Genomic DNA, 24,545 nt, shown 5'->3' on the forward strand with positions numbered 1-24,545 from the left:
AGGAGTGGGGCGGGTTGGACGCGATGGACGAGACGGCGGCCGGCGGGCGGCGGCACCCGGCCCACGAGGACCTGGAGAAGCGCTGGGAGGCGACGGTCCGGGCCGCCCGCGACACCGGGGAGCACGACCCCCTCGCCGGTGCCGCACCCTCGCCGCACCCCTACGCGGCGAACCTGCTGGCCCGCTGGGCGGAACCCCAGCGCCGCTATCACACCACCGATCACCTCGTCGCGGTCCTCGGCCACATCGACGTCCTGGAGGAGTACGCCGAGGACCCGGCCGCCGTGCGGCTGGCGGCCTGGTTCCACGACGCCGTCTACCTCCCCGACCGCTCCGAGAACGAGGAGCGGTCCGCCCGGCTCGCCGAGCGCGCCCTGCGCGAACTGGGCGTCGGCCCGGCCCGCACCGACGAGGTCGTCCGGCTCGTCCGGCTCACCGTCACCCACTCCCCCGCGCCCGACGACGCCGACGGCGCAGTGCTGTGCGACGCCGACCTGGCAGTCCTGGCCGCTCCGCCGGAGGCGTACGCCGCGTACGCGGCGGCCGTGCGCGAGGAGTACGGCTTCGTCCCGGACGACGCGTTCCGCGCGGGCCGCTCCGACGTCCTGCGGCAGCTCCTGGCGCTCCCGAAGCTGTTCAAAACGCCCTACGGGGAACGCGAGTGGGAGGAGCGGGCGCGCCGGAACATCGGCGCCGAGCTGGAACGCCTCGGCGCGTGACCTCCCGCTCCACCGGGTCCGGCGGGGCCGGCCGGACAGGGCCTGGGGGCCGGGGAGCGGAAAACCGGTTCGACGGTGAGCCCCGGACGACGTACGAAGGGGGCATGCCCCCGATACCCCGCCCGTCGGACCCCGAGCGGGCCGCCGCCTTTGCCCCCGCGTCCGGCCCGGCTCCCGCCGTGCGCCGGCCTCGCATGCCGCTGGCCGTGTACGTCCTCGGTCTCTCCGTCTTCGCCCTGGGCACCAGCGAGTTCATGCTCTCCGGCCTGCTGCCGCCGATCGCGGACGATCTGCACGTCACGATCCCGCGGGCGGGCCTGCTGATCTCCGCGTTCGCGATCGGCATGGTCGTGGGGGCGCCGCTGCTCGCGGTGGCGACGCTGCGGCTGCCCCGCCGCACCACCCTCGTCGGTCTCCTCGCGCTCTTCGGGCTGGGCCAGGTCGCGGGCGCGCTCGCGCCGACCTACGCGACGCTGTTCGTGTCGCGCGTCGTCAGCGCGCTCGCCTGCGCCGGGTTCTGGGCGGTCGGGGCGGCGGTGGCCGTCGCGATGGTCCCGCCGGACAACCGGGCCCGTGCGCTCGCCGTGATGATCGGCGGACTGTCGATAGCCAACGTGCTGGGCGTGCCGGCCGGCGCGTTCCTCGGGGGCGGCCTGGGCTGGCGGGCCGCCTTCTGGGCCGTCGCCGCCGCTTCGGCCCTCGCCCTCGTCGGGGTCGTCACGCTCGTACCGCGCATCCCGCTCCCCGAGAAGAGGCCGCGCATGAGGCGGGAACTGCGGATCTTCCGGGACCGTCAGGTCTGGTTGTCCATCTGCGTGATCGCGCTCGCCGCGGCGGCGGTCTTCTGCGCGTTCAGCTATCTCGCCCCGCTTCTCACCGATGTCGCCGGACTGGACGACGGCTGGGTGCCGACCGTGCTGGCCCTCTTCGGGGTCGGCGCGTTCATCGGTACGGCGATCGGGGGCCGCCTCGCCGACGCGCACCTGTTCGGCGTACTGCTCGGCGGCCTCGCGGCCGACACGGTCGTCCTCGTCGCGCTCGCCCTCCTCGGACGGTGGGCGCTCGCCGCCGTCGTGCTCTCCTTCCTCCTCGGCATCGCCTGCTTCTGCACGGCGCCCGCGCTCAACGCCCGCATGTTCAATGTGGCCACGGCGGCCCCCACCCTGGCCGGTGCCACGACGACGGCCGCCTTCAACCTGGGCAACACCGGCGGTCCCTGGATCGGCGGCACGGTCATCGACGCGGGGTTCGGGTACGCGTCGACCGCGTGGGCGGGAGCGGCCCTGGCCGCGGCGGCCATCGGCGTGACCGCGCTCTCGCTGTCCCTGCACCGCCGTGCGGGGGACGGGAATTCACGGGTCGTGACCGCGGCCGGCACGGCGAACAATTCGGTACGTACGAAGGCGTGAGGGGACCTATCCTCGCCCGCATGGCAGACATGGGCGGGGATCAGGTGTCGGAGGCCGTCGAGGGAAGCGTGGCCGTGCTTCGCGCCGCGGCCGGGCTGGACTGGGAGGGGACCCCGGCGGGGCGTCTCGCATGGAACTGCCGGCGGACGGCGGAGCACATCGCCGGTGATCTGATCGCGTACGCGGGGCAGTTGGCCGGGCGGGCCACCGAGGCGTACGTCCCCTTCGAGATCGTGATGGAGGACGGCACCGGCCACGCGGCTGTCGTCGACGTGATCGAGACGACGGGCGCGCTGCTGGCCGCCGCCGTGCGCACCACGCCGCGCGAGGTGCGCGCGTTCCACCCGTACCCGTTCCGCAGCGCGAACCGCGAGGGCTTCGCCGCGATGGGCGTCGCCGAGGTCCTCCTGCACACCCATGACATCGCCGAAGGCCTCGGACTCTCCTACGAGCCCCCGGCCGAGCTCTGCGAGTCCGTGCTGACCCGGATCTTCCCGCACGTCCGGCCCGGCCCCGACCACTGGCGCACCCTGCTGTGGGCGACCGGCCGGGGCGACCTGCCCGGCCGCGCCCCGGTCACCGAGTGGCGCTGGAGCAACAATCTGGTGATCGGCACCGAGCGGCTCACCCTCCAGGGGGTCACCCCGGCCGCCGCGGCCGATCTGAGCACGGGCGGCACCGGCGGCTTCGCGTGGATCGAGGGCGGTCCGTTCGAAGGCACCCGCGAGGCCGCCGGGATGGTCGTGAAGGCGTACGAGGGCGGGGTGCACCGGCCGCAGTGGGGCATGTTCGTCCTGGTGCGCCGGGAGGACGGCCGTGCGGTCGGCGGGATGGGCTTCCACGGCGCACCCGACGAGGAGGGCCGTGCCGAGGTCGGCTACGACCTCGCGGAGCGCGCCCGCGGCCACGGCTACGCGACCGAGGCGCTGCGCGCCCTGGCCGCCGAGGCCCTGGCCCGCGACGACGTCACGACCCTCTTCGCCACCATCGACCGGGCCAACACCCCCTCCCAGGGCGTGATCTCCCGCGCCGGGTTCACGCGGGTGAGCGAGGACGTGGAGCAGTACGCGTACGAACTGCGCGGCCAGGACCGCTCCTTGCGGATCTAGGGGGTTTCGTTTGGATCAGCCCGGGTCCGCGACGCCACGTACTACGACCGCCCGGCCCTGTTCCAGGTCACCGGGGCGGACCCCGCCGCGCTGACCGGCTGGTGGCACGCGCTCGACCCGGTGTTCACGGACCGGGGCTCCGGCGGGCTCGGTCCGCCCGGACTCCCCCGTCACGTGCTCCGCTTGCGCCGGCGCAGCCCCGCCCCGTGCAGCAGCCGCACCACCTCTCGGCTGCTGACCTGCACCGCACCGGCCGCGACGGCGGCCGCGTAGCGGTGTTCGGGGATGTCGTAGTGGTCGCGCTCGAAGGCGCGCCGGGGTGCGCCCAACCCGGCGGCGAACGCGTGCAGTTCGTCGTAGGAGACGTCGCTGATCAGGTGGGACCACCATCGACCGTGCCCAGGCCAGGTGGGCGGGTCGATGTAGACCGTCACGAGGAGGGGCCCCCGCCCGCGGCCGAACCCAGCGAGCCCACCGAGGCCACCTTCACGCCCACCTTGTGGCACACCCAGTGCGGGTCGGGGCCCAACTCGGGCTCCACGTCGAGGGCGTGCGGATCGCCGGAGCCGCACACCGGGCACAGCGGCCACCGTCCGTGCTTCTCCAGCAGCGCGTCCTGCACGTCCTGGGCGACCAGGCCCGCGACATAGCCCGCGCCCTCCGGCCACTGCTCGACCCACCAGCGGCGCTGCACCACCGACTCCTCCACGAGGCTGACGACGTCCGCCGCGGCGACCTCACCTGCGACCAGGTCGGCGAGTACGAGGGAGCGCGCGGCATGCAGGGCCTGCTCCAGGGGGCTGATGGGGTCCATGTCCCCATTGTGCGCACCCTTGACCGTATGCCCCAAAGGAAAATATCTTTCATCATGTGACCAATGACGTGAAGGAAATTTTCGCGGGAGAGGCGCCGCCCGCCCCCGCCGCCCTCGCGGCCAAGGTGCGGACACTCGCCCCCTCGATGACCCGCTCCATGCAGCGCGTCGCCGAGGCCGTCGCCGGCGACCCCGCCGGCTGCGCGGCCCTCACGGTCACGGGCCTCGCCGAGCTCACCGGCACCAGCGAGGCCACCGTCGTCCGCACCGCCCGCCTCCTGGGCTACCCCGGGTACCGGGACCTGCGGCTGGCACTCGCCGGGCTCGCCGCCCAGCAGCAGTCGGGCCGCGCGCCCGCCGTCACCGCCGACATCGCGGTCGACGACCCGATCGCCGACGTCGTCGCGAAACTGGCGTACGACGAGCAGCAGACCCTCGCCGACACCGCCGCCGGACTCGACACCGTCCAGCTCGGCGCCGCCGTCACCGCGCTCGCCGCGGCCCGCCGCATCGACATCTATGGCGTCGGCGCCTCCGGTCTGGTCGCCCAGGACCTCGCCCAGAAGCTGCTGCGCATCGGCCTCATAGCCCACTCGCACAGCGATCCGCACCTCGCCGTCACCAACGCGGTGCAACTGCGGGCCAAGGACGTGGCGATCGCCATCACGCACTCCGGCTCCACCGGCGACGTCATAGAACCCCTCCGGGTCGCCTTCGAGCACGGGGCGACGACGGTCGCCGTCACCGGCCGGCCGGGCGGACCCGTCACGCAGTACGCGGACCACATCCTCACCACGTCCACCGCCCGCGAGAGCGAGCTGCGTCCGGCGGCGATGTCGTCGCGCACCAGCCAGCTCCTCGTGGTGGACTGCCTGTTCGTGGGCGTCGCACAGCGGACGTACGAGAAGGCGGCACCGGCACTGTCCGCCTCGTACGAGGCGCTGGCGCACCGGCACACCCCTCGCGGCGGCGGATCCCGCTAGCCGGGGAGGGCCGGCCGCGGCGGCACCCGGCCGCCTCACCGCACCTCTTGACCGACGGGGCCCTTCTTCACACAGCACCAGAAGTCGTCGTACCGCACCGGAAAGAGCCTCCCTCCATGACCTCAACCGCCGACGCCTCCTCCAACTACCGTGACCTGCGGGACCAGTTGGACTCGATGACCACCGAGGCGTTCCGCCCCGAACTCTCCGAGATCGACCAGCTGGCCACGCTGGAGATCGCCCGGATCATGAACGGTGAGGACGCGACGGTGCCGACGGCCGTCGCGGCTCAGCTGCCGCTCATCGCCGCCGCCATCGACGACATCGCGGACCGCATGTCCCGCGGCGGCCGTCTCGTCTACGCGGGCGCGGGCACCGCGGGCCGCCTCGGCGTCCTGGACGCCTCCGAGTGCCCGCCCACCTTCAACACCGACCCGTCCGAGGTGGTGGGCCTGATCGCGGGCGGCCCGACCGCCATGGTGACCTCGATCGAGGGCGCGGAGGACTCCAGGGAACTGGCCGCGGCCGACCTGGAGGCACTGTCGCTGACCTCCGACGACACGGTGGTCGGTGTCTCCGCCTCCGGCCGCACCCCGTACGCCGTCGGCGCGGTCGAGCACGCCCGCGCGCGGGGCGCCCTCACGGTCGGCCTGTCCTGCAACGCGGGCAGCCCGCTCGCGGCGGCCGCGGACCACGGCATCGAGGTCGTGGTGGGCCCCGAACTGCTGACCGGTTCGACGCGCCTGAAGTCGGGCACGGCCCAGAAGATCGTCCTGAACATGCTCTCGACGATCACGATGATCCGCCTGGGCAAGACCTACGGGAACCTGATGGTCGACGTACGCGCGTCGAACGAGAAGCTCCGGGCCCGCTCCCGCCGCATCGTCGCGCTGGCGACGGGCGCCCCGGACGAGGACATCGAGCGGGCGCTCGCCGCCACGGACGGCGAGGTGAAGAACGCGATCCTCACGATCCTGGGCGAGGTGGACGCTCCCACGGCCGCCCGCCTTCTGAAGGAGAGCAGCGGCCATCTGCGCGCCGCGCTGGCGGCCGCGGCCGGCTGACCAGCACCCTCGGGGAGTGCGCACACCGGACAGCATCACCGCCGAAGCGATCCTGCCCCTCGTGGGCGGCCCCGCGAACGTCGTCTCCGTCGCCCACTGCATGACCCGCCTCCGGCTGGGCCTGCGGGACCGGAGCCTGGTCCAGGAGGCGGCGCTGCGGGCGCTGCCCGCCGTGCTCGGCGTCGTCGCCGACGACGCCACCTACCAGATCGTCCTGGGCCCGGGGACGGTCGCCCGGGTCACCCCCGAGTTCGAGGCCCTGCTGACCGCGGCGCCGGCCGGCGCGCCCGGCGTCCTCGCCACCGCCACGCCCGGCCCCCCGGCGGACAGCACCGCCGAACGGCTGGCGGCCAGGGGCGCGGAGCTGAAGGCCGACCGGCTCCGGCGCAACTCCACACCCGTCCGGATCATGCTGCGCCGGATCGCGGACATCTTCGTCCCGCTGATCCCGGCCCTGATCGGCTGCGGAGTGGTCGCCGGCCTCAACGGCCTGCTGGTCAACCTCGGATGGCTTCCGGGCGTCACCCCGGCGCTGACCGCGATCGCCTCCGGCTTCATGGCGCTGATCCCCGTCTTCGTCGGCTACAACACGGCGAAGGAGTTCGGCGGGACGCCCGTCCTCGGCGGCGCGGTGGCGGCGGTCGTGGTGTACGCGGGGGTGGCCGGGGTGACGGTGTCCGGCACGGCGCTGTCCCCCGGCCAGGGCGGCGTCCTGGGCGCACTGGCCGCGGCGCTGCTGGGCACCTACGTGGAGAAGCGGATCCGCGGCCGGGTCCCGGACGCGCTGGACGTCCTCGTCACCCCGACGCTCACCGTCCTGATCACCGGCCTGGTGACGCTCTACGGCCTGATGTACGCGGCCGGTGAACTGGCCACGGCCATCGGCACGGCGGCGAACTGGCTCCTCGACCACACGGGCGCCCTCGCGGGACTGGTCCTGGGCGGCCTGTTCCTCCCCCTGGTGATGCTGGGCCTGCACCAGGCGCTGATCCCCATCCACACCACCCTCATCGAGCAGCAGGGCTACACGGTCCTGCTGCCCATCCTGGCGATGGCGGGCGCGGGTCAGGTAGGCGCGGCCCTCGCGGTCTACGTCCGGCTGCGTCACGACACCTCGCTGCGCACGACGATCAGGTCGGCCCTGCCCGCCGGCCTCCTCGGCGTCGGCGAACCCCTCATCTACGGCGTCTCCCTGCCGCTCGGCCGCCCCTTCGTCACGGCCTGCGCGGGAGGAGCCGCGGGCGGCGCCTTCGTCGGGTTCTTCTCGATGCTGGGCGACAAGGTCGGCTCCACGGCCATCGGCCCCTCGGGCTGGGCGCTGTTCCCGCTCCTGAACGGCAGCCGGGGCCCGGCCCTCGCCGCGGCGGTCTACGCGGGCGGCCTGCTCACGGGGTACGTCGTCGGCTTCGCGGCCACCTATTTCTACGGCCTCGCCGGATTGTCGGTGGCGCGTGCGAGGGTGGAGCCATGAACCACGCACAGCTGACCGCCCTCGGCCGGGCCCTTCGCCTGCTCGGCGAGCACGGCGACGCGCTCACCGCCGACACGCCCGACGCGAAGCTGCACGAGGTCAAGGCGGACCTGAAGCGGGCGCTGGACCTGCTCGACGAGACGGTGACGACCGCGGCGCCCGCGACGCGCTGCTCCGAGCATCCGAACGGGCCGGTGGACGAGGGCGCCCCCGATCTGTGCCTGCTCTGCGAGACCCGGCGCCGCACCGCTCGCCGCACCGAGGTCAACGACGCGTACGGACGCGCCCGCCGCCCCGGCCCCGACGAGTCCCCCGAGCGCGCCACGTCGCGTTACGGCGTACGCGGCGACCGCCCCCAGCCCCAGCAGCGCTGGCTCCCGGAAATGTGGAACGGCCAGGAATGGCAGCTGTGCGGCACCCCGCGCCGCGACCGCCACGAGGCCGAGCGCTATCTCGCCGCCGAGCGCAGGACGCCCCACCCGGGCATGGCCTACCGCCTGGTCCACGAGTTCACCGACTACGAGGTCCTGCGCATCTGGGGCACGCCCGTCCGGGTCGACATCGAGCCGATGGGGAATCTGTAGCCCGCGTCCGGCGACCCCGCTCCCCTTCACTCCGAGTATCGGCGTTCACCACACAGTGTGGCCGACCGCTCTCTAACCTGGCCGAGGACGGCACCTCAACAACCCCTCCTGCGCGACAGGGAGTTGCCATGCCAGGACGCCCCAAGGACCTCGACCCGTCCTCGTCGCCCCGGGCCATGATCGGCGCGGAGCTGCGGCACGCCCGCGAGAACGCCGGCCTCAGCCAGGCCGAGCTGGGCGAACCGCTCTTCGTCAGCGGCTCGTTCATCGGTCAGCTGGAGGCCGGGACCCGCCGACTCCACCTCGAATACGCCGTCCAGATAGACGAGCTCCTCGGCACGAACGGCTTCTTCGCCCGCAACTGCCGGGCGCTGGCCAAGTCCAAGTACCCGGACCACTTCGCCGAGGCGGCGGAGGCGGAGGCGATCGCAACGGCGATCAGGCAGTACGCGCAGTTGCTCATCCCCGGCCTGTTGCAGACCAAGGCCTATGCGGAGGCCGTCTTCCGCGCGTACAGGCCGACGTCGACGGACGACGAGATCGAGTCCTTGGTGGCCGCCCGCCTCGAACGGGCCCGCCTCCTCGACGATCCGGCAACGCCACTGCTGTGGGCGGTCTTCGACGAAGCGGCGCTGCGAAGGGAGGTCGGCGGCGGCGCGGTGATGGCGAAGGCTCTGCGGCACGTGGCGGGCCTGGCGCGCAAGCACCGGATCATCGTGCAGGTGGTCCCGTTCGCCGCGGGAGCACACGCGGCGATGGACGGTCCGCTGAAGCTCATGGAGTTCGCCGACGCGCCACCGCTCTCCTTCGTCGAGGCCCCGGACATGGGGAAACTTCTCGACGACCCGGCCACCGTGGCCCGTCACGCGCTGATGTTCAACTTCCTCCAGGCGGCGGCACTTTCACCCCAGGATTCACTGGCCCTGCTGGAGACGCTGGCGCAGGATTACGAGCATGGAGAACAGCACCCGTGAGTACGACCTGAGCAGGGCCACCTGGTACAAGTCCAGCTACAGCGGTGGCGAGGGCGGCAATTGCCTGGAGGTCGCCCGGTGGCGCAAGTCGACGTACAGCGGAGGGCAGGGCGGCGACTGCCTGGAGGTGGCCGACGGTCACCCCACCCTCGTACCGGTCCGGGATTCCAAGAACCCCCTCGGTCCGGCACTCACCTTCCGGACCGAGGCGTGGACGGCCTTCGTCGAGAACCTGAAGCGCTGACCGCCGGGAGCAGCAGCCGAACAGCAGGCCTCTCTTCACGTCACGGAGTTCACGCGCACGCATCGGGGCGGCACCCGCGGCTCACGCGACGGGTGCCGCCCCGGCCGGCGCGGGGTCAGCTCAGGGAGCGCAGCGCCGACGCGTCGTACGGCGCCAGCTCCCCGAACCGTCCGTCGAGGACCTTCGCCGCCCACTGAGGGTCCTGGAGCAGCGCACGGCCGACGGCGACTAGGTCGAACTCGTCGCGCTCCAGGCGGTCCAGCAGGTTGTCGAGGCCGGCCACCGGGGCGCCCTCACCCTGGAACGCCTTGATGAAGTCGCCGTCCAGGCCCACCGAGCCGACGGTGATGGTGGGCTTGCCGGTCAGCTTCTTCGTCCAGCCGGCCAGGTTCAGGTCCGAGCCGTCGAACTCCGGGAGCCAGTAACGGCGGGTGGAGGCGTGGAAGGCGTCCACTCCGGCCGCGGCGAGCGGCGTGAGGATCGCGTCCAGCTCCTCCGGCGTCTCGGCGAGGCGCGCGTCGTACGCCTGCTGCTTCCACTGCGAGTAGCGGAAGAGGACGGGGAAGTCCGGCGAGACCGCCGCGCGGACGGCGGCCACGATCTCGGCCGCGAACTTGGTGCGCGCCACCGGGTCGCCGCCGTACGCGTCCGTGCGGCGGTTGGTGCCCTCCCACAGGAACTGGTCGATGAGGTAGCCGTGGGCGCCGTGCAGTTCGACGCCGTCGAAACCGATGCGCTCCGCGGCGGCGGCGGACTCGGCGAACGCCTCGACGACGTCGTCGAGGTCCTGCTGGGTCATGGCCTTGCCGGTGACGTCCGCGCCGGCCGAGGCGAGGCCGGAGGGGCCGACCGCAGGGGCGTCGGCGAACGGCGGCTCGCCCGCGTTGCGGACCATGCCGATGTGCCACAGCTGGGGCACGATCGTGCCGCCCGCCGCGTGCACGGCGTCGGCGACCTTCGTCCAGCCCTCCAGCTGCTGCGCACCGTGGAAACGTGGCACCCGGTCGCTCTGCCCGGCCGAGTCGTGGCCCACGTAGGTGCCCTCGGTGACGATGAGACCGACGCCCGCGGCGGCGCGGCGGGCGTAGTAGCCGATGACGTCCTCGCCCGGGACTCCACCGGGGGAGAACATGCGGGTCATCGGGGCCATCACGATCCGGTTGGGGACGGTCAGCCCGTTCAGGGAAACGGGCCGGGACAGGATCTCTGCGGCGCGGGAGGCGGCGGTGTCGCTCACGGAGCGGTCTCCTCGGGGGTCGGAGAGGCGTCACTCTGACGCCGAGCGGGACATTCCGGGTGGTATGTGCACATGCATCAACCACCCTTCCGGGTCAACCCGCGAACCCCGGCCCCGCATTCCGCCGCACCCGCACGCGCCACCTGTGATCCCGACCACGCCCCACCGGGGACACAGCCGGACCGCGCCCCCCGAAAACGCCCGAGGGCGGCACCCTGGAAAGGGTGCCGCCCTCGGAACGAAGGACGGTGATCGACCGGGGTCGATCAGAAGTCCATGTCACCGCCCGGCATGCCGCCCGGAGCGGCCGCGGCGGCTTTCTCCGGCTTGTCGGCGATGACGGCCTCGGTGGTGAGGAACAGCGCGGCGATGGAGGCGGCGTTCTGCAGGGCAGAGCGGGTCACCTTCGCCGGGTCGATGATGCCCTCGGCGATCATGTCGACGTACTCGCCGGTCGCGGCGTTCAGACCGTGGCCGACGGCCAGGTTGCGCACCTTCTCGACCACGACGCCGCCCTCGAGGCCGCCGTTGACGGCGATCTGCTTGAGCGGGGCCTCCAGCGCGAGCTTCACGGCGTTGGCGCCGGTCGCCTCGTCACCGTCGAGCTCCAGCTTCTCGAACACCTGGGAGGCCTGGAGCAGGGCCACGCCACCACCGGCGACGATGCCCTCCTCGACGGCCGCCTTCGCGTTGCGAACGGCGTCCTCGATGCGGTGCTTGCGCTCCTTGAGCTCGACCTCGGTGGCGGCACCGGCCTTGATGACGGCCACGCCGCCGGCCAGCTTCGCCAGGCGCTCCTGGAGCTTCTCGCGGTCGTAGTCCGAGTCGGAGTTCTCGATCTCGGCACGGATCTGGTTGACCCGGCCGGCGACCTGGTCGGCAGAGCCGGCGCCGTCGACGATCGTGGTCTCGTCCTTGGTGATGACGACCTTGCGGGCGCGGCCCAGCAGGTCCAGACCCGCGTTCTCCAGCTTGAGGCCGACCTCCTCGGAGATGACCTCGCCGCCCGTGAGGATGGCGATGTCGCCGAGCATGGCCTTGCGGCGGTCACCGAAGCCCGGAGCCTTGACGGCGACGGACTTGAAGGTGCCACGGATCTTGTTGACGACCAGGGTCGACAGGGCCTCGCCCTCGACGTCCTCGGCGATGATCAGCAGCGGCTTGCCGCCCTGCATGACCTTCTCGAGGAGCGGCAGCAGGTCCTTGACGTTGCTGATCTTCGAGTTGGCGATCAGGATGTACGGGTCGTCGAGGACGGCCTCCATACGCTCCATGTCGGTGGCGAAGTACGCCGAGATGTAGCCCTTGTCGAAGCGCATACCCTCGGTGAGCTCCAGCTCCAGACCGAAGGTCTGGGACTCCTCGACGGTGATGACGCCTTCCTTGCCGACCTTGTCCATGGCCTCGGCGATGAGCTCGCCGATCTGGGTGTCGGCGGCGGAGATGGAGGCCGTGGAAGCGATCTGCTCCTTGGTCTCGACATCCTTCGCCTGCTCCAGCAGCGCGCCGGAGACGGCCTCGACGGCCTTCTCGATGCCGCGCTTGAGGGCCATCGGGTTGGCACCGGCGGCGACGTTGCGCAGGCCCTCGCGGACCAGGGCCTGGGCGAGGACGGTCGCGGTCGTCGTACCGTCACCGGCGACGTCGTCGGTCTTCTTCGCGACTTCCTTGACCAGCTCGGCGCCGATCTTCTCGTACGGGTCCTCCAGCTCGATCTCCTTGGCGATGGACACACCATCGTTGGTGATCGTGGGGGCGCCCCACTTCTTCTCAAGGACGACGTTGCGGCCCTTGGGGCCGAGGGTCACCTTGACGGCGTCGGCGAGCTGGTTCATACCGCGCTCAAGGCCGCGCCGTGCCTCCTCGTCGAACGCGATGATCTTGGCCATGTGAAGTGGTCCTCCCGGACTGGGGTGGAAAGCTCACAGGACCGCGCTGGCGCCCGCGACGGACGGCCTGCCTGCCTTGTGGTTCCTTGCCCCACCTGGCCTGCGGGCCTCGCCGACCCGGTCCTTCGTTGTCACTCTCACCTTCAGAGTGCTAACGCCAATGATTAGCACTCGCCCCTGTCGAGTGCAAGCGGCTCCAGCGGATCCCCAGGTGAACACGGGGGCGCACGGGAGCGGAGCACGGGACGGCCCCGGCCCGCGGACAGACCGAAGGGCCCGTACCCCATGGGGATACGGGCCCTTCGTCACGTCGAACAATCAGTCGGCGCGTGCTTCAGCCGGCAGCCAAACGGACCATGTCCGCCTGCGGCCCCTTCTGACCCTGCGAGATCTCGAACTCGACCCGCTGGCCCTCTTCAAGGGTGCGGTAGCCGTCCATCTGGATCGCGCTGTAGTGGACGAATACATCCGCACCACCGTCGACCGCGATGAAGCCGTACCCCTTCTCCGCGTTGAACCACTTGACGGTGCCCTGAGCCATGCCTAACTCCCCTATTACTGGCCCTTGCACAGATCCACACTTCGCGGATCCGGGTCAGACCTCACCCCCCAACGGTTGGGGGTGTGCGCCGGAACGCGTCGACCGCGGCTGAATGTATCTGCCCAACTGCCGTCTGCAACAGGTCAATCGGACGAGAATTCTGGGCACGGCCGATCGGGAATATGCGGAGAATGTGCGAAGATTCAGGGCAAGTCGGGCCCCGTAAATGCCATAAACGGCTCAAAAAGGCGGGGCACTTTGGCTGCTTCTTGTCGGGTGCCGCACAGGTACTCATATGCGTCCGGCATGAAATGCGGAGCGGGTTCCCCAACTGTACCGTGCTCAACCATGCAGAATTGCCCCCTCCGTTTCTCTCACGGAGGGGGCAATTCGATGAACTCTCGGTGATGGGCATTACCCTTGGTAATAATCTCACCCTCGGTGACGGCCGTCGGCAGACCTCGCGCCCGGCCGCCGGCATGTCGCCGCGCCGGCGTCAGCCTCCGGCGACGGCCGGGATGATCGAGACGCCCGCACCGTCCGGCGTCGCCGTCTCGAGACCCTGCTCGAACCGCACGTCGTCGTCGTTGACGTAGACGTTGACGAAGCGGCGCAGCTTGCCCTGGTCGTCCAGGACGCGCGCGGAGATACCCGTGTGGTTCTTCTCCAGGTCGGCGATGACCTCGGCGAGGGTCGCGCCCTCGGCGTTCACCTCGGCCCGGCCGCCGGTGTAGGTGCGCAGGATGGTGGGGATGCGGACGTTGACGCTCATGATGCGAGGCCAGCCTCTCGGAAGGAGTCCAGGTTCGGGCGGATGGTCGCGGTCAGGCCGGTGTCCGAGGCCACCGCGTCCAGGGTCTTGAGGCCGTCGCCGGTGTTCAGCACGACCGTGGTCAGGGCCGGGTCGAGCAGCCCGTTCTCGATCAGCTTGCGGGTGACGCCGACGGTCACACCACCGGCCGTCTCCGCGAAGATGCCCTCGGTGCGCGCCAGCAGCTTGATCGCGTCGACGATCTGCTCGTCGTTCACGTCCTCCACCGCACCTCCGGTGCGCCGCGCGATGTCGAGCACGTACGGGCCGTCGGCCGGATTGCCGATGGCCAGCGACTTGGCGATGGTGTCCGGCTTCTGCGGGCGGACGACGTCCTGCCCGGCCTTGTAGGCGACGGAGACCGGCGAGCAGCCCTCGGCCTGGGCGCCGAAGATCTTGTACGGCTTGTCCTCGACGAGGCCGAGCTTGATCAGCTCCTGGAGACCCTTGTCGATCTTCGTGAGCTGGGAACCGGAGGCGATCGGGACGACCAGCTGGTCCGGGAGCTTCCAGCCGAGCTGCTCGCAGATCTCGTACGCGAGGGTCTTGGAGCCCTCCGCGTAGTACGGGCGCAGGTTGACGTTGACGAAGCCCCAGCCCTCGCCCGCCGGGTCGCCGATCAGCTCGGAGCAGAAGCGGTTCACGTCGTCGTAGTTGCCCTGGATGCCGACGAGTTCGCCGCCGTAGACCGCGGCCATGACGACCTTGCCCTGCTCCAGGTCGTGCGGGATGAACACGCAGGAGCGGAAGCCGGCGCGGGCCGCGGCGGCGCCGACGGCGCCGGCGAGGTTGCCGGTGGAGGAGCAGGACAGGGTGGTGAAGCCGAAGGCGCGGGCGGCCTCCAGGGCCTGCGCGACGACGCGGTCCTTGAAGGAGTGCGTCGGGTTGCCGGAGTCGTCCTTCACGTAGAGGCCGCCGGTCACGCCCAGTTCGCGGGCGAGGTTGTCGGCCTTGACGAGCTTGGTCCAGCCGGGGTTGATGTTCGGCTTCTCGGCGACGTCCGCGGGGACGGGCAGCAGGGGGGCGTAGCGCCAGATGTTCGCGGGGCCCGCTTCGATGCGCTTGCGGAGTTCCTCGGTGTCGTAGGCCGAGTAGTCGTACGCGATCTCCAGCGGGCCGAAACACTCCTCGCAGGCGAAGACCGGGCCGAGGGGCACGCGGTGGCCGCACTCCCGGCACGAGAGGGCGACGGCGGGACCGAGGTCGACGGAGTTCGTGGTGGTTGCAACTGTCTGCGCAGCCATGGAGGCGAGGCCCTTTCTCCTCATCTTCCTCACGACGCATCTCGCCGTGAGACGGATTTGGCACCTTCCCGAGCCGGGAGCCTCGCGGTGCGATCGAGATGTCGATCGGTACGAGACCGGCTGGAGGGTTGCCGGGGCTTCATCGGGCCGTATCCCTCTGCCCCTCTGGATGAGCGGTATTCGATTGTTGAACTGTTGAACTGCTTATGTGCGGACGATCCAGGACATGCGATGGTCACCCGCGTTGTTCAAGACTGTAACCGAAGGCCAGGACAGTTGAGCCAGTCGTCCGAACCGCGAGACGGCCCTAGCCGATCAGCCGCTGCCACGGCGGGCATGCCGATGAGAGCATGTGATCAAACAGTGAGGAGCCGCAGACTGTGCTGGAAGAAGTTGAGCGCTGGCTGGGCACACGCTCCTGGTCCGTGTCCGATCGCCCGCTCCACAAGCTCATGGCCGCGAAACGCGCCACCGGTTCGACGGTCAGCGTGGTCCTGCCCGCCCTCGACGAGGAGGAGACGGTCGGCGACATCGTCGCGATCATCCGCCACGACCTGATGGAACAGGTCCCCCTCGTCGACGAGATCGTCGTCGTCGACTCGGGCTCCACGGACCGCACCTCCGAGGTCGCCGCCGCCGCGGGCGCGCGGGTCGTGCACCGCGACGACATCCTGCCGCGCATCCCGGCCGTGCCCGGCAAGGGCGAGGTCCTGTGGCGGTCGCTGCTCGTGACGAGCGGGGACATCGTCTGCTTCATCGACGCCGATCTGAAGGAGTTCTCCTCGGACTTCGTCGCCGGGATCGTGGGCCCGCTGCTCACCGAACCGGGTGTGGACCTCGTCAAGGCCATGTACGACCGGCCGCTGACCGTGTCGGACGGTTCCGCGTCCGGCCCGACGGCGGCCGGCCAGGGCGGCCGTGTCACCGAGCTCATGGCCCGTCCCCTGCTCAACATGCACTGGCCGCAACTCGCGGGCTTCGTCCAGCCTCTGGGCGGCGAGTACGCGGCCCGCCGCTCCCTGCTCGAACAGCTGCCGTTCCCCGTCGGGTACGGCGTCGAACTGGGCATGCTCGTCGACGCGCTGCACCTGGTGGGCCTGGACGCCCTCGCCCAGGTCGACGTCGGCGTCCGCAAGCACCGCCACCAGGACGGCCAGGCGCTCGGCCGGATGGCCGCCGCCATCTACCGCACCGCACAGCTCCGGCTGGCCCGCGGGCACCTCGTCCGCCCCGCGCTCACCCAGTTCGAGCGGGGCGAGGACGGCTTCGAGCCGCGCACCTACTCCGTCGACACGGAGGAGCGGCCACCGATGGCGGACATCGCCGAATACCAGTCACGCAAAGTGGCATAGCCCCGGTCTGCGAAAACACGGAGTGACCGACTCCGCCGGTCGTATACGGCCTGTTCGTACCGTCGTCCGTACGTTTGAGCGTTTCCGGGCCGGGCTAGGTTGAGGCGTATGGCTTCCACGGCTTCTGCGCAGGGCACCGCCCACCACATTCTCGTCGCGTCCAACCGCGGCCCGGTCTCGTACGAGGTGCGCGAGGACGGTTCGCTGCACGCCCGGCGGGGAGGCGGCGGGCTGGTCTCCGGCCTCTCCGCGATCGGTCCGGAAGCGGGCGCCCTGTGGGTGTGCTCGGCGCTCGGCGACGGCGACCGCGAGGCGGTGCGCCGCGGGATCGCCGAGGAGGGCGTGCGCATGCTCGACATCGACGCCGACGTGCACGCCGACGCCTACAACGGCATCGCCAACTCGGTCCTGTGGTTCGTGCACCACATGCTCTACCAGACGCCCCTGGAGCCGGTCTTCGACGCGGAGTTCCGGCGCCGGTGGGCCGCCTACGAGACGTACAACCGTGCGTTCGCCGAGGCCCTGGCCGACGCCGCGGCCGAGGATGCCGTGGTGATCGTGCAGGACTACCACCTGTGCCTGGTGCCCGGCATGCTGCGCGAGCTGCGCCCGGACCTCAGGATCGGCCACTTCTCGCACACGCCGTGGGCCCCGCCGGAGTACTTCCGGATGCTGCCGGACGACATCCGCGCCCAACTGGTGTGGGGCATGCTCGGCGCGGACCGGCTCGGCTTCCTCACCTGGCGCTGGGCCCACGCCTTCATGACCTGCGCCGGACAGACCGACGGCGAGCGGATCTTCCCCAGCTGGCCGAGCGGCGACCCGCGCAGGGCCGTCGAACACACCCCGACCGGCCGCCCCCCGCTGCGGTCCACCGAGATCGGTGTGCACGGCCTCGGCGCGGACGCCGACTTCCTGCGCCGGCGCGCGCACGAACCGGACGTCGACGAACGGATGGCCGCGCTGCGTGAGCAGATCGGCGAGGGCCGCAGGACCATCGTGCGGGTCGACCGGACCGAACTGTCGAAGAACATCGTGCGCGGACTGCTGGCGTACCGGCAGCTGCTCGACGACCACCCCGAGTGGCACGAGCGCGTCGTGCACGTCGCCTTCGCGTACCCCTCGCGCCAGGACCTGGCCGTCTACCGCGACTACACCGCCGAGGTGCAGCGGCTCGCCGAGGAGATCAACTCCCGCTACGGGAAGCCGGGATGGACCCCGGTCGTGCTGCACGTCAAGGACGACTTCGCCCGTTCGCTGGCCGCCTACCGGCTCGCCGACGTGGCCCTCGTCAACCCGATCCGCGACGGCATGAACCTCGTCGCCAAGGAGGTCCCCGTCGTCTCCGACGAGGGCTGCGTGCTGGTGCTGTCCCGGGAGGCAGGCGCCTTCGAGGAGCTGCGCGAGGACGCGATCGAGATCAATCCCTTCGACGTGTCCGGCACCGCGCAGGCGCTGCACGAGGCGCTGACCATGCCGGCCCACGAGCGGGCGGAGCGCACCAAGCGGCTGGCCGCCGCGGCGACCGCGCTGCCGCCCTCCCGTTGGTTCCTGGAGCAGCTGCACGCGCTAAAGGCACTCGGCGGCACTCAGCCGAGCTGAGCCGCCAGCGCCGCCAGCAGACGTACGACGCCGCCCGGGCCGTCCACCACCGTGTCGGACCGGTCGGCCAGTTCGGCGACCTCGGAGCTACCGCTGCACACGAGAAGGCCGGGGACGCCGTCGGAGCGGAGCTTGTCGACCGCGGCGAACGCCGGCAGGTCGCCCAGGTCGTCACCCGCGTACAGGACGGACTCGGCGCCCATCTCACGGGCGTACTCCAGGAGCGCGACACCCTTGTCCATGCCCGGCGGGCGCAACTCCAGGACCATGCGGCCCGGCTCGACGATCAGGCCGTGCCGGGTCGCCAGGTCGGTCAGCGGCTCGCGCAGGGCCTCGAACGCGGCCTGCGGATCGCTCGCGCGGCGGGTGTGCACGGCGACCGCGCGGCCCTTCTCCTCGATCCAGGTGCCCTGCCAGGCGCCGACCCGGTCGAGCACCCCGGGCAGCTCGGCCCGGACGGCGGCGACGCCGGGGTGCGGTGCGGGGGCGGTGACGGTGCCGCTCACCGCGTCCCAGCGCTCCGCGCCGTAGTGGCCGAGGACCACCAGGTGCTCCAGGCCCGGCACGTCCGCGAAGCCGCCCTTGCGGACCGCGACCCCGGCCGGGCGGCCCGTGATCACGGCGACGGAGGCGACCTTGGGGGCGAGCGCCGCGAGCGCGGGGACCGCGTCCGGGTGCGCGCGGGCCTGGTCCGGGTCGGGGACGATCGGGGCGAGTGTCCCGTCGAAGTCGAGGGCGATCAGGGCCCGGCCGGGCCGGGCGAGGATGGCGTCGAGGCCGTCGCGTCCCGCGGGGGTCGCGGGCGTCGGCAAGGAGTCCGGGGATTTGGTAGGGCTGCCCATGGGACGACCCTATCCACGGACGGGCGGGCTCACCCATGGCTGATCGCGACACGTCCGGGCCCTGCCGTCGCGCCCTCGCGTCACGGCCGCCCACGGACCAGGGGCCCCGCCCTCGGGATCCTGTCCGGGCCGCGCCCGCGGGTTCAGCGCTCCGAGCGGCGGGAATCGCGCACCCGGCGGAGCCGGTTCACCGTGACCGGGTCGTGGGCCAGGGCGCGGGGGTCGTCCAGGAGGGCGTTGAGCAGCTGGTAGTAGCGGACCGGGGCCAGGCCCAGCTGCTCCCGCACCGCCCGCTCCTTCGCGCCGGGACCGGAGAAGCCGCGCCGCTCCATGGCGAGAATTCCCCGCTCGCGGGCGCCGAGCTCATCCATGCCGTCCATGCACAGCACCGTAGCCCCCGCCGCCGACACCGCCCAGGGGGTGCCGTTCGGGTCAGGCCGCGGCGTCCGGTGCGCTGCATCGCAGGACGGAGCCTCACCCGCGTACTGGGCGTACTCGGGTGAGGCGACAACGCCGCGAGGTGCCGTGCCGGGGCCGCGGACCCGGCCTGACCCGGACGACCCCCCTAGCCCTGGCTCTGCGCCGCGCTGTCGGCCGTGGTCGCGGCGATCTGGAGCGAGCCGAGGATTCCGGCCGGGCTGCCCCCGGGACTCACGGCCTTGGCGATCTGCTTCTTCACATCGGCGCTGACACCGGCCCAGGAGGTCTTGCCGACCGGGTAGAGCACGGCGCTGGGGAGCTCCTCCAGGAAGGGGGCGAGATCCGCGTCGTCCTTGTCCGCGGCCATGGCGTCGGACGCGGACGAGGTCACCGGCAGCAGGTCGTACTCGTGGGAGAAGGCGAGCACGTTCTTGTCGTCGTAGACGTAGTCGAGGAAGTCGCCGATCTGCTCGCCGTGGCCGTTCTTCTTGAAGGCCATCATCCAGTCGGCGACGCCCATGGTGGCCTTGGCCCTCCCGTCGACGCCGGGCATCGGCACCATGCCGAACTTCACGCCCTTCGCGGCGGCCGTCTTCATCAGCGTGGGGTGCCCGCTGAGCATGCCGACCTCACCGCGGGTGAAGGCCGCGAACGCGTCGGCGCGGTTCAGCTTGGCAGGTGCGACGGGTCCGATCAGGCCCTTGGCGACCAGTTCGTCCTTGAGCCAGTCGAACGTGTCGACGTTCTGAGGGGAGTCGATGGAGTACGTGCCGACGTCGTCGGTGTAGCCGTCGCCGCCGCTCAGCAGCCACTGCATGGTCTCTGCCTGCGCCTCCTCGGGGCCGAGGGGCAGCGCGTACGGGAACTTCACGCCCTTGGCCTTGAGCGCCCTGGCGTCGGCCGCGAGCTCGTCCCAGGTCTCCGGGGGCGTGAGGCCGGCCTGCGAGAACAGTGTCTTGTTGTAGAAGAGCAGGCGCGTGGAGGCCGCGAAGGGCATGCCGTACTGGGTCCGGTCCATCTCGCCCGCGTCGGTGAGCTGCGACTCGAAGTTGGCCTGGACGGGTATGGAGAGCACGTCGTCGACCTTGTACAGCTGCCCCTTGGCTGCGTAGTCGGCGTACGCGCCGATCTGTGCCATGTCGGGTGCGTGGCCCGCCGCGACCATCTCCTTGACCTTGCGGTCCACGTCGGTCCAGGGATAGACGCTGACTTCCACCCGGACCCCCGGGTGGCCCGCCTCGTACGCGTCGACCAGCTTGTCCCAGTACTTCTGGGAACTGTTGGCCTTGGAGTCGCCGTAGTCGGCGGCCACCAGTCTGAGCGTGACGTCCGAGGAGCCGCCCGGGCCGCCGCAGCCCGCGAGGGTCGCCGTCATGCCCAGGGCGGACGCCACCGCGATCAGTCCTGTCCTATGCCGCTGCACTGCGTTGCTCTCCCCAACCCCGGGACCGTCCCCGGCCGTGACTTTGCTTCTGCGTCCGTTGCATCCGTCTCGGAATGCGGATACAAGGTCTACACCACGTGAGTGGACTAGACCTCTCCTGGGGTAAGGGGCGACACTGTCCCCCGTGAGACACGTCATCGCCCTCGATGTGGGCGGCACCGGGATGAAGGCCGCCCTCGTCGGCGCGGACGGCGAGCTGCTCCACCAGGCCCGCCGCGCGACCGGACGGGAACGCGGTCCGGACGCGGTCGTCGAGTCGATCCTCGGCTTCGCCGCCGAACTGCGCGCCCACGGCGAGGAGCAGTTCGGCGAACCCGCGGTGGCCGCCGGAGTCGCCGTCCCCGGCATCGTCGACGCCCGCAACGGCATCGCCGCCTACTCCGCGAACCTCGGCTGGCGCGACGTGCCGCTGCGCCGTCTGCTCGGCGACCGCCTCGGCGGCGTGCCCGTCGCCCTCGGACACGACGTGCGCACCGGCGGACTCGCGGAGGGGCGCATCGGCGCGGGCCAGGGCGCCGACCGTTTCCTCTTCGTCCCGCTGGGCACCGGCATCGCCGGAGCCATCGGCATCGACGGCGGCGTCGAGGAGGGCGCCCACGGCTTCGCGGGCGAGATCGGCCACATCGTCGTACGCCCCGGAGGGAAACCGTGCCCCTGCGGGCAGTTCGGCTGCCTGGAGCGGTTCGCCTCCGCCTCGGCCGTCAGCCAGGCCTGGGCCGAGGCGTCGGACGACCCGTCGGCGGACGCGGCCGGCTGCGCGAAGGCCGTGGCGGCGGGCGACGCCAGGGCGGTCGCGGTGTGGCAGGAGGCGGTCGACGCGCTCGCCGACGGCCTCGTCACCGCGCTCACCCTGCTGGACCCGCGCACACTGATCATCGGTGGCGGGCTCGCGGAGGCGGGGGAAACCCTGTTCACACCGCTGCGTGCCGCCGTGGAACAGCGCGTCACCTTCCAGAAACTGCCGTCCATCGTCCCGGCGGCCCTCGGCGACACCGCCGGTTGCCTGGGCGCGGGCCTGCTGGCCTGGGATCTCCTGGCCGGCGCCACGACCGACACCATCGACCGCTCGGAGGTAACCACCTGATGGCCCCTAGCAAGGTTCTCGCCGGCGCCCGGGTGGTACTGCCCACCGGGATCGTGGACGGCGGCCGCGTGATCGTGGACGGCGCGCGGATCGCCGGGAGCGCTCCCCCGCAGCACGAGCACCTCGACCTGTCCGGTCACTGGCTGGTCCCCGGTTTCGTCGACATCCACAACCACGGCGGCGGCGGCGCGTCCTTCACCTCGGGGACGGTCGAGGAGGTCCTCCGGGGCGTGCACACGCACCGCCTGCACGGCACCACGACGGTCGTGGCCTCGACCGTCACCGGTGACATGCACGGCCTCGCCCAGCGCGCCGGGATGCTCTCCGAACTGGCGGAGCAGGGCGACATCGCCGGCATCCACTTCGAGGGCCCGTTCATCTCCCCCTGCCGCAAGGGCGCGCACTCCGAGGAACTGCTGCGCGACCCGGACCCCGCGGAGGTCCGCAAGCTGATCGACGCGGCGCGCGGCCGGGCCAAGATGGTCACCCTCGCCACCGAACTCCCGGGCGGCATCGAGTCCGTACGCCTGCTGGCCGAGCACGGGGTGATCGCGGCGATCGGGCACACGGACGCGACGTACGAGCAGACGCGGGACGCCATCGACGCGGGCGCGACCGTGGCGACGCACCTGTTCAACGCCATGCCCGCACTCGGCCACCGGTCGCCGGGTCCGATCGCGGCGCTACTGGAGGACGAGCGGATCACGGTCGAGCTCATCAACGACGGCGTGCACCTGCACCCCGCCTCGCTGGAGCTGGCGTTCCATCACGCGGGCGCCGACCGGGTCGCGTTCATCACCGACGCGATGGACGCGGCGGGCTTCGGTGACGGCCGCTACATGCTCGGTCCGCTGGAGGTCGAGGTCGCCGACGGCGTCGCCCGGCTCGTGGAGGGCGGCTCGATCGCGGGCTCGACCCTCACCCTCGACCGCGCCTTCCAGCGCGCCGTCACGGTCGACAGGCTGCCCGTCGAGGGCGTCGTGGCGGCCCTGTCCGCCAACCCCGCCCGCCTGCTCGGCATGTACGACAAGGTGGGCTCGCTGGAGCCGGGCAAGGACGCCGACCTGGTCGTCCTGGACTCCGACTTCGCTCTCAAGGGCGTCATGCGCAGGGGTGAATGGGTGGTCGATCCCCAACTGGGATGATTCACGACGTCGTTGCCGCACGGCGGTTGGCCCGGGGGTCTGGGCCGACCGCCGTTGTCTTTGGCATGATCGAACCGCCGGAACAACCGGCAGGCGCTCAGTCGGCGTCCATTCCATGAATTTCTTCGGGGGAGGTCGTCCCAGGTGATCCTCACGGTCACGCTGAACACCGCTCTCGACGTCACCTATCGCGTGCCCTCGCTGCGGCCGCACTCCTCGCACCGGGTGACCGAAGTGACCGAACGGCCCGGCGGCAAGGGCCTGAACGTGGCGCGGGTGCTCGCCGCCCTCGGCCACGAGGTGACGGTCACGGGCTTCGCCGGCGGCGCCACGGGCCACACGGTGCGCGAACTGCTCTCGCGGACGGCGGGTGTGGTGGACGCGCTCCTGCCGGTGACCGGCTCGACCCGCCGCACGATAGCCGTGGTCGACGCCGCCACCGGCGACACGACGCAGCTCAACGAACCCGGCCCGGCGATCACCCCCGCCGAGTGGTCGGCCTTCCAAGCGGCCTACGAGCAACTGCTGCGCTCCGCCTCCGCGGTGGCCCTGTGCGGCAGCCTGCCGCCCGGAGTGCCCGTCGGCGCGTACGCGGGGCTCGTCCGCACCGCACGTGCCCTGGCGGTCCCGGTGCTGCTGGACACCGGTGGCGAGCCGCTGCGCCGCGGGGTCGCCGCCCGTCCCGACATAGTCAAGCCGAACGCGGACGAGCTCGCCGAACTCACCGGCTCCCACGAGCCGTTGCGCGCGACCCGGGACGCCCGTCGGCGCGGCGCCCACGCGGTGGTCACCTCTCTCGGCCCGGACGGACTGCTCGCCCACACCCCGGACGGCCACTGGCGGGCGGCCCCGCCGGTCCGCGCCCGAGGCAACCCGACCGGTGCGGGCGACTCGGCCGTCGCCGGCCTCCTGTCGGGCCTCGTCGAGGGCCTGCCCTGGCCGGCCCGGCTGAGCCGGGCCGTCGCCCTGTCGACGGCGACCGTGACGGCGCCCACGGCGGGCGATTTCGACCGCGCGGCCTTCGAGGACCTGCTCGGCCGGGTCACGGTGACCCCGGCGGTCAGCGCGGCGTGATCACCCCATACCCCGCACACGATCACGTGTTCGTTAAGATCGTCGGCGACCACGGATCACCTGACCAGTGATCCGCTTCCACATGGGGGTAATTCATGCGCAGCGCAAGGAAGTTCGCCCGCCTCGCGGCCATCGGCGCCGCCTCGGCGGGCCTCGCCTTCTCCTTCGGTCCCACGGCTTCTGCCGCGGAACAGGCGGGCGTCTGGATGCGGGACGGCCATGCCTTCACCATCCGCACCAGCGCGAGCACGACCGCAGCCAAGATCGTGACCGTCACCAGTCCCGATACCCGGGTTCCCTGCACCACGACGCCGTGCACGCGGAACAACAGCGGCGGTTCGTACACCTGCTGGAGCGGCGGCCCCCGGGACAACGACTGGGTCAAGGTGCGCTGGGCGGGCAGGACCGGCTGGGTGGCCATCATGTGCGTCGAGGGCGGACGCATCTGACACGAGTGACCCGAGGCGGTCGGTACGCGTGTGCGCGCCG

Annotated in this window: 25 protein-coding genes and 1 riboswitch; of the genes, 15 read left to right on the forward strand and 10 right to left on the reverse strand. The window is 71.7% G+C overall.

Annotated features, from left to right (window positions below; genetic code table 11):
* The first annotated feature begins 23 nt into the window (after nucleotides 1-23).
* The 3 genes from H305_RS0125300 to H305_RS0125310 all read left to right on the forward strand — a co-directional run bounded on the left by H305_RS0125300 (nucleotide 24) and on the right by H305_RS0125310 (nucleotide 3,237).
* The gene (locus H305_RS0125300; protein ID WP_028802864.1) at nucleotides 24-719 is read left to right on the forward strand and encodes a hypothetical protein; all 696 of its coding nucleotides are present in this window, start codon (nucleotides 24-26) and stop codon (nucleotides 717-719) included.
* Between the two features lie 194 nt (nucleotides 720-913).
* Nucleotides 914-2,128, forward strand: coding sequence for a Cmx/CmrA family chloramphenicol efflux MFS transporter (locus H305_RS0125305; protein WP_028802865.1), 1,215 nt, complete (start codon nucleotides 914-916; stop codon nucleotides 2,126-2,128).
* A 20-nt stretch (nucleotides 2,129-2,148) separates the two neighbouring features.
* The gene (locus H305_RS0125310) at nucleotides 2,149-3,237 is read left to right on the forward strand and encodes a GNAT family N-acetyltransferase (protein WP_051370940.1); all 1,089 of its coding nucleotides are present in this window, start codon (nucleotides 2,149-2,151) and stop codon (nucleotides 3,235-3,237) included.
* A 170-nt stretch (nucleotides 3,238-3,407) separates the two neighbouring features.
* Here H305_RS0125310 and H305_RS0125315 read toward each other — a convergent pair whose 3' ends face one another.
* On the reverse strand, nucleotides 3,408-3,671 hold the full coding sequence (locus H305_RS0125315; protein ID WP_028802867.1) for a DUF4031 domain-containing protein: 264 nt from the start codon (nucleotides 3,669-3,671) through the stop codon (nucleotides 3,408-3,410).
* Nucleotides 3,668-4,051: a hypothetical protein gene (locus H305_RS0125320; protein ID WP_028802868.1), complete on the reverse strand. Its 384-nt coding sequence runs from the start codon at nucleotides 4,049-4,051 to the stop codon at nucleotides 3,668-3,670. Before H305_RS0125320 ends, H305_RS0125315 begins: the two co-directional genes overlap by 4 nt.
* 56 nt (nucleotides 4,052-4,107) lie before the next feature.
* Between H305_RS0125320 and H305_RS0125325 the strand changes: the two genes are divergently transcribed.
* The 6 genes from H305_RS0125325 to H305_RS0125350 all read left to right on the forward strand — a co-directional run bounded on the left by H305_RS0125325 (nucleotide 4,108) and on the right by H305_RS0125350 (nucleotide 9,371).
* Complete coding sequence (locus tag H305_RS0125325) at nucleotides 4,108-5,034, forward strand: MurR/RpiR family transcriptional regulator (RefSeq protein ID WP_028802869.1); 927 nt, start codon at nucleotides 4,108-4,110, stop codon at nucleotides 5,032-5,034.
* Nucleotides 5,035-5,150: 116 nt separating this feature from the next.
* Nucleotides 5,151-6,098, forward strand: coding sequence for an N-acetylmuramic acid 6-phosphate etherase (murQ, locus tag H305_RS0125330; RefSeq protein ID WP_028802870.1), 948 nt, complete (start codon nucleotides 5,151-5,153; stop codon nucleotides 6,096-6,098).
* Between the two features lie 16 nt (nucleotides 6,099-6,114).
* Nucleotides 6,115-7,569 carry a PTS transporter subunit EIIC gene (locus H305_RS47045; RefSeq protein ID WP_037765240.1) on the forward strand — a complete coding sequence of 485 codons (1,455 nt, stop codon included), beginning with the start codon at nucleotides 6,115-6,117 and terminating at the stop codon, nucleotides 7,567-7,569.
* On the forward strand, nucleotides 7,566-8,153 hold the full coding sequence (locus tag H305_RS0125340) for a hypothetical protein (protein WP_028802871.1): 588 nt from the start codon (nucleotides 7,566-7,568) through the stop codon (nucleotides 8,151-8,153). Before H305_RS47045 ends, H305_RS0125340 begins: the two co-directional genes overlap by 4 nt.
* A gap of 128 nt (nucleotides 8,154-8,281) precedes the next feature.
* Nucleotides 8,282-9,127 carry a helix-turn-helix domain-containing protein gene (locus H305_RS0125345; RefSeq protein ID WP_028802872.1) on the forward strand — a complete coding sequence of 282 codons (846 nt, stop codon included), beginning with the start codon at nucleotides 8,282-8,284 and terminating at the stop codon, nucleotides 9,125-9,127.
* Nucleotides 9,108-9,371, forward strand: a complete 264-nt coding sequence (locus H305_RS0125350; protein ID WP_028802873.1) for a DUF397 domain-containing protein — start codon at nucleotides 9,108-9,110, stop codon at nucleotides 9,369-9,371. The genes H305_RS0125345 and H305_RS0125350 overlap by 20 nt, the downstream gene beginning before the upstream one ends.
* Before the next feature lie 115 nt (nucleotides 9,372-9,486).
* Here H305_RS0125350 and H305_RS0125355 read toward each other — a convergent pair whose 3' ends face one another.
* The 5 genes from H305_RS0125355 to thrC all read right to left on the reverse strand — a co-directional run bounded on the left by H305_RS0125355 (nucleotide 9,487) and on the right by thrC (nucleotide 15,093).
* Entirely contained in the window at nucleotides 9,487-10,608 is a 1,122-nt protein-coding gene (locus H305_RS0125355) for an NADH:flavin oxidoreductase (protein ID WP_028802874.1), read from the reverse strand.
* A gap of 266 nt (nucleotides 10,609-10,874) precedes the next feature.
* Nucleotides 10,875-12,497, reverse strand: coding sequence for a chaperonin GroEL (groL, locus tag H305_RS0125360; protein WP_028802875.1), 1,623 nt, complete (start codon nucleotides 12,495-12,497; stop codon nucleotides 10,875-10,877).
* 334 nt (nucleotides 12,498-12,831) lie between these two features.
* Nucleotides 12,832-13,038, reverse strand: a complete 207-nt coding sequence (locus H305_RS0125365) for a cold-shock protein (protein WP_005486335.1) — start codon at nucleotides 13,036-13,038, stop codon at nucleotides 12,832-12,834.
* Nucleotides 13,039-13,534: 496 nt separating this feature from the next.
* A complete protein-coding gene (locus H305_RS0125370) occupies nucleotides 13,535-13,810 on the reverse strand; it encodes a MoaD/ThiS family protein (protein ID WP_028802876.1) in 276 nt (91 codons plus the stop codon).
* Complete coding sequence (thrC, locus tag H305_RS0125375) at nucleotides 13,807-15,093, reverse strand: threonine synthase (RefSeq protein ID WP_028802877.1); 1,287 nt, start codon at nucleotides 15,091-15,093, stop codon at nucleotides 13,807-13,809. Before thrC ends, H305_RS0125370 begins: the two co-directional genes overlap by 4 nt.
* Before the next feature lie 17 nt (nucleotides 15,094-15,110).
* A riboswitch (SAM riboswitch) is annotated at nucleotides 15,111-15,269 on the reverse strand.
* 204 nt (nucleotides 15,270-15,473) lie between these two features.
* Between thrC and H305_RS0125380 the strand changes: the two genes are divergently transcribed.
* Together H305_RS0125380 and H305_RS0125385 are read left to right on the forward strand one after the other, a co-directional pair.
* A complete protein-coding gene (locus H305_RS0125380) occupies nucleotides 15,474-16,445 on the forward strand; it encodes a glucosyl-3-phosphoglycerate synthase (protein ID WP_028802878.1) in 972 nt (323 codons plus the stop codon).
* Between the two features lie 108 nt (nucleotides 16,446-16,553).
* Entirely contained in the window at nucleotides 16,554-18,047 is a 1,494-nt protein-coding gene (locus H305_RS0125385) for an alpha,alpha-trehalose-phosphate synthase (UDP-forming) (protein WP_028802879.1), read from the forward strand.
* On the opposite strand, the gene otsB is transcribed toward H305_RS0125385, so the two are convergent.
* The 3 genes from otsB to H305_RS0125400 form a co-directional block, all read right to left on the reverse strand.
* Nucleotides 18,035-18,889 carry a trehalose-phosphatase gene (gene otsB, locus H305_RS0125390; protein WP_028802880.1) on the reverse strand — a complete coding sequence of 285 codons (855 nt, stop codon included), beginning with the start codon at nucleotides 18,887-18,889 and terminating at the stop codon, nucleotides 18,035-18,037. The two genes, H305_RS0125385 and otsB, sit on opposite strands and share 13 nt — an antisense overlap.
* A 143-nt stretch (nucleotides 18,890-19,032) precedes the next feature.
* Nucleotides 19,033-19,260 (reverse strand): DUF3263 domain-containing protein, encoded by a 228-nt coding sequence (locus tag H305_RS0125395; RefSeq protein WP_028802881.1) that lies wholly within the window; start codon nucleotides 19,258-19,260, stop codon nucleotides 19,033-19,035.
* Between the two features lie 194 nt (nucleotides 19,261-19,454).
* Nucleotides 19,455-20,684, reverse strand: coding sequence for an ABC transporter substrate-binding protein (locus H305_RS0125400; RefSeq protein WP_051370951.1), 1,230 nt, complete (start codon nucleotides 20,682-20,684; stop codon nucleotides 19,455-19,457).
* Nucleotides 20,685-20,877: 193 nt separating this feature from the next.
* Between H305_RS0125400 and H305_RS0125405 the strand changes: the two genes are divergently transcribed.
* The 4 genes from H305_RS0125405 (at nucleotide 20,878) to H305_RS0125420 (ending at nucleotide 24,505) form a co-directional block, all read left to right on the forward strand.
* Nucleotides 20,878-21,837 carry an ROK family protein gene (locus H305_RS0125405; RefSeq protein ID WP_037765244.1) on the forward strand — a complete coding sequence of 320 codons (960 nt, stop codon included), beginning with the start codon at nucleotides 20,878-20,880 and terminating at the stop codon, nucleotides 21,835-21,837.
* A complete protein-coding gene (gene nagA, locus H305_RS0125410) occupies nucleotides 21,837-22,982 on the forward strand; it encodes an N-acetylglucosamine-6-phosphate deacetylase (RefSeq protein WP_028802884.1) in 1,146 nt (381 codons plus the stop codon). Before H305_RS0125405 ends, nagA begins: the two co-directional genes overlap by 1 nt.
* Before the next feature lie 144 nt (nucleotides 22,983-23,126).
* The gene (locus H305_RS0125415; RefSeq protein ID WP_028802885.1) at nucleotides 23,127-24,056 is read left to right on the forward strand and encodes a 1-phosphofructokinase family hexose kinase; all 930 of its coding nucleotides are present in this window, start codon (nucleotides 23,127-23,129) and stop codon (nucleotides 24,054-24,056) included.
* 95 nt (nucleotides 24,057-24,151) lie between these two features.
* Nucleotides 24,152-24,505: a hypothetical protein gene (locus H305_RS0125420; protein WP_028802886.1), complete on the forward strand. Its 354-nt coding sequence runs from the start codon at nucleotides 24,152-24,154 to the stop codon at nucleotides 24,503-24,505.
* Nucleotides 24,506-24,545 lie beyond the last annotated feature (40 nt).

It is taken from the genome of Streptomyces sp. 142MFCol3.1, assembly GCF_000424945.1.
In the GTDB taxonomy this organism is placed as follows: domain Bacteria; phylum Actinomycetota; class Actinomycetes; order Streptomycetales; family Streptomycetaceae; genus Streptomyces; species Streptomyces siamensis.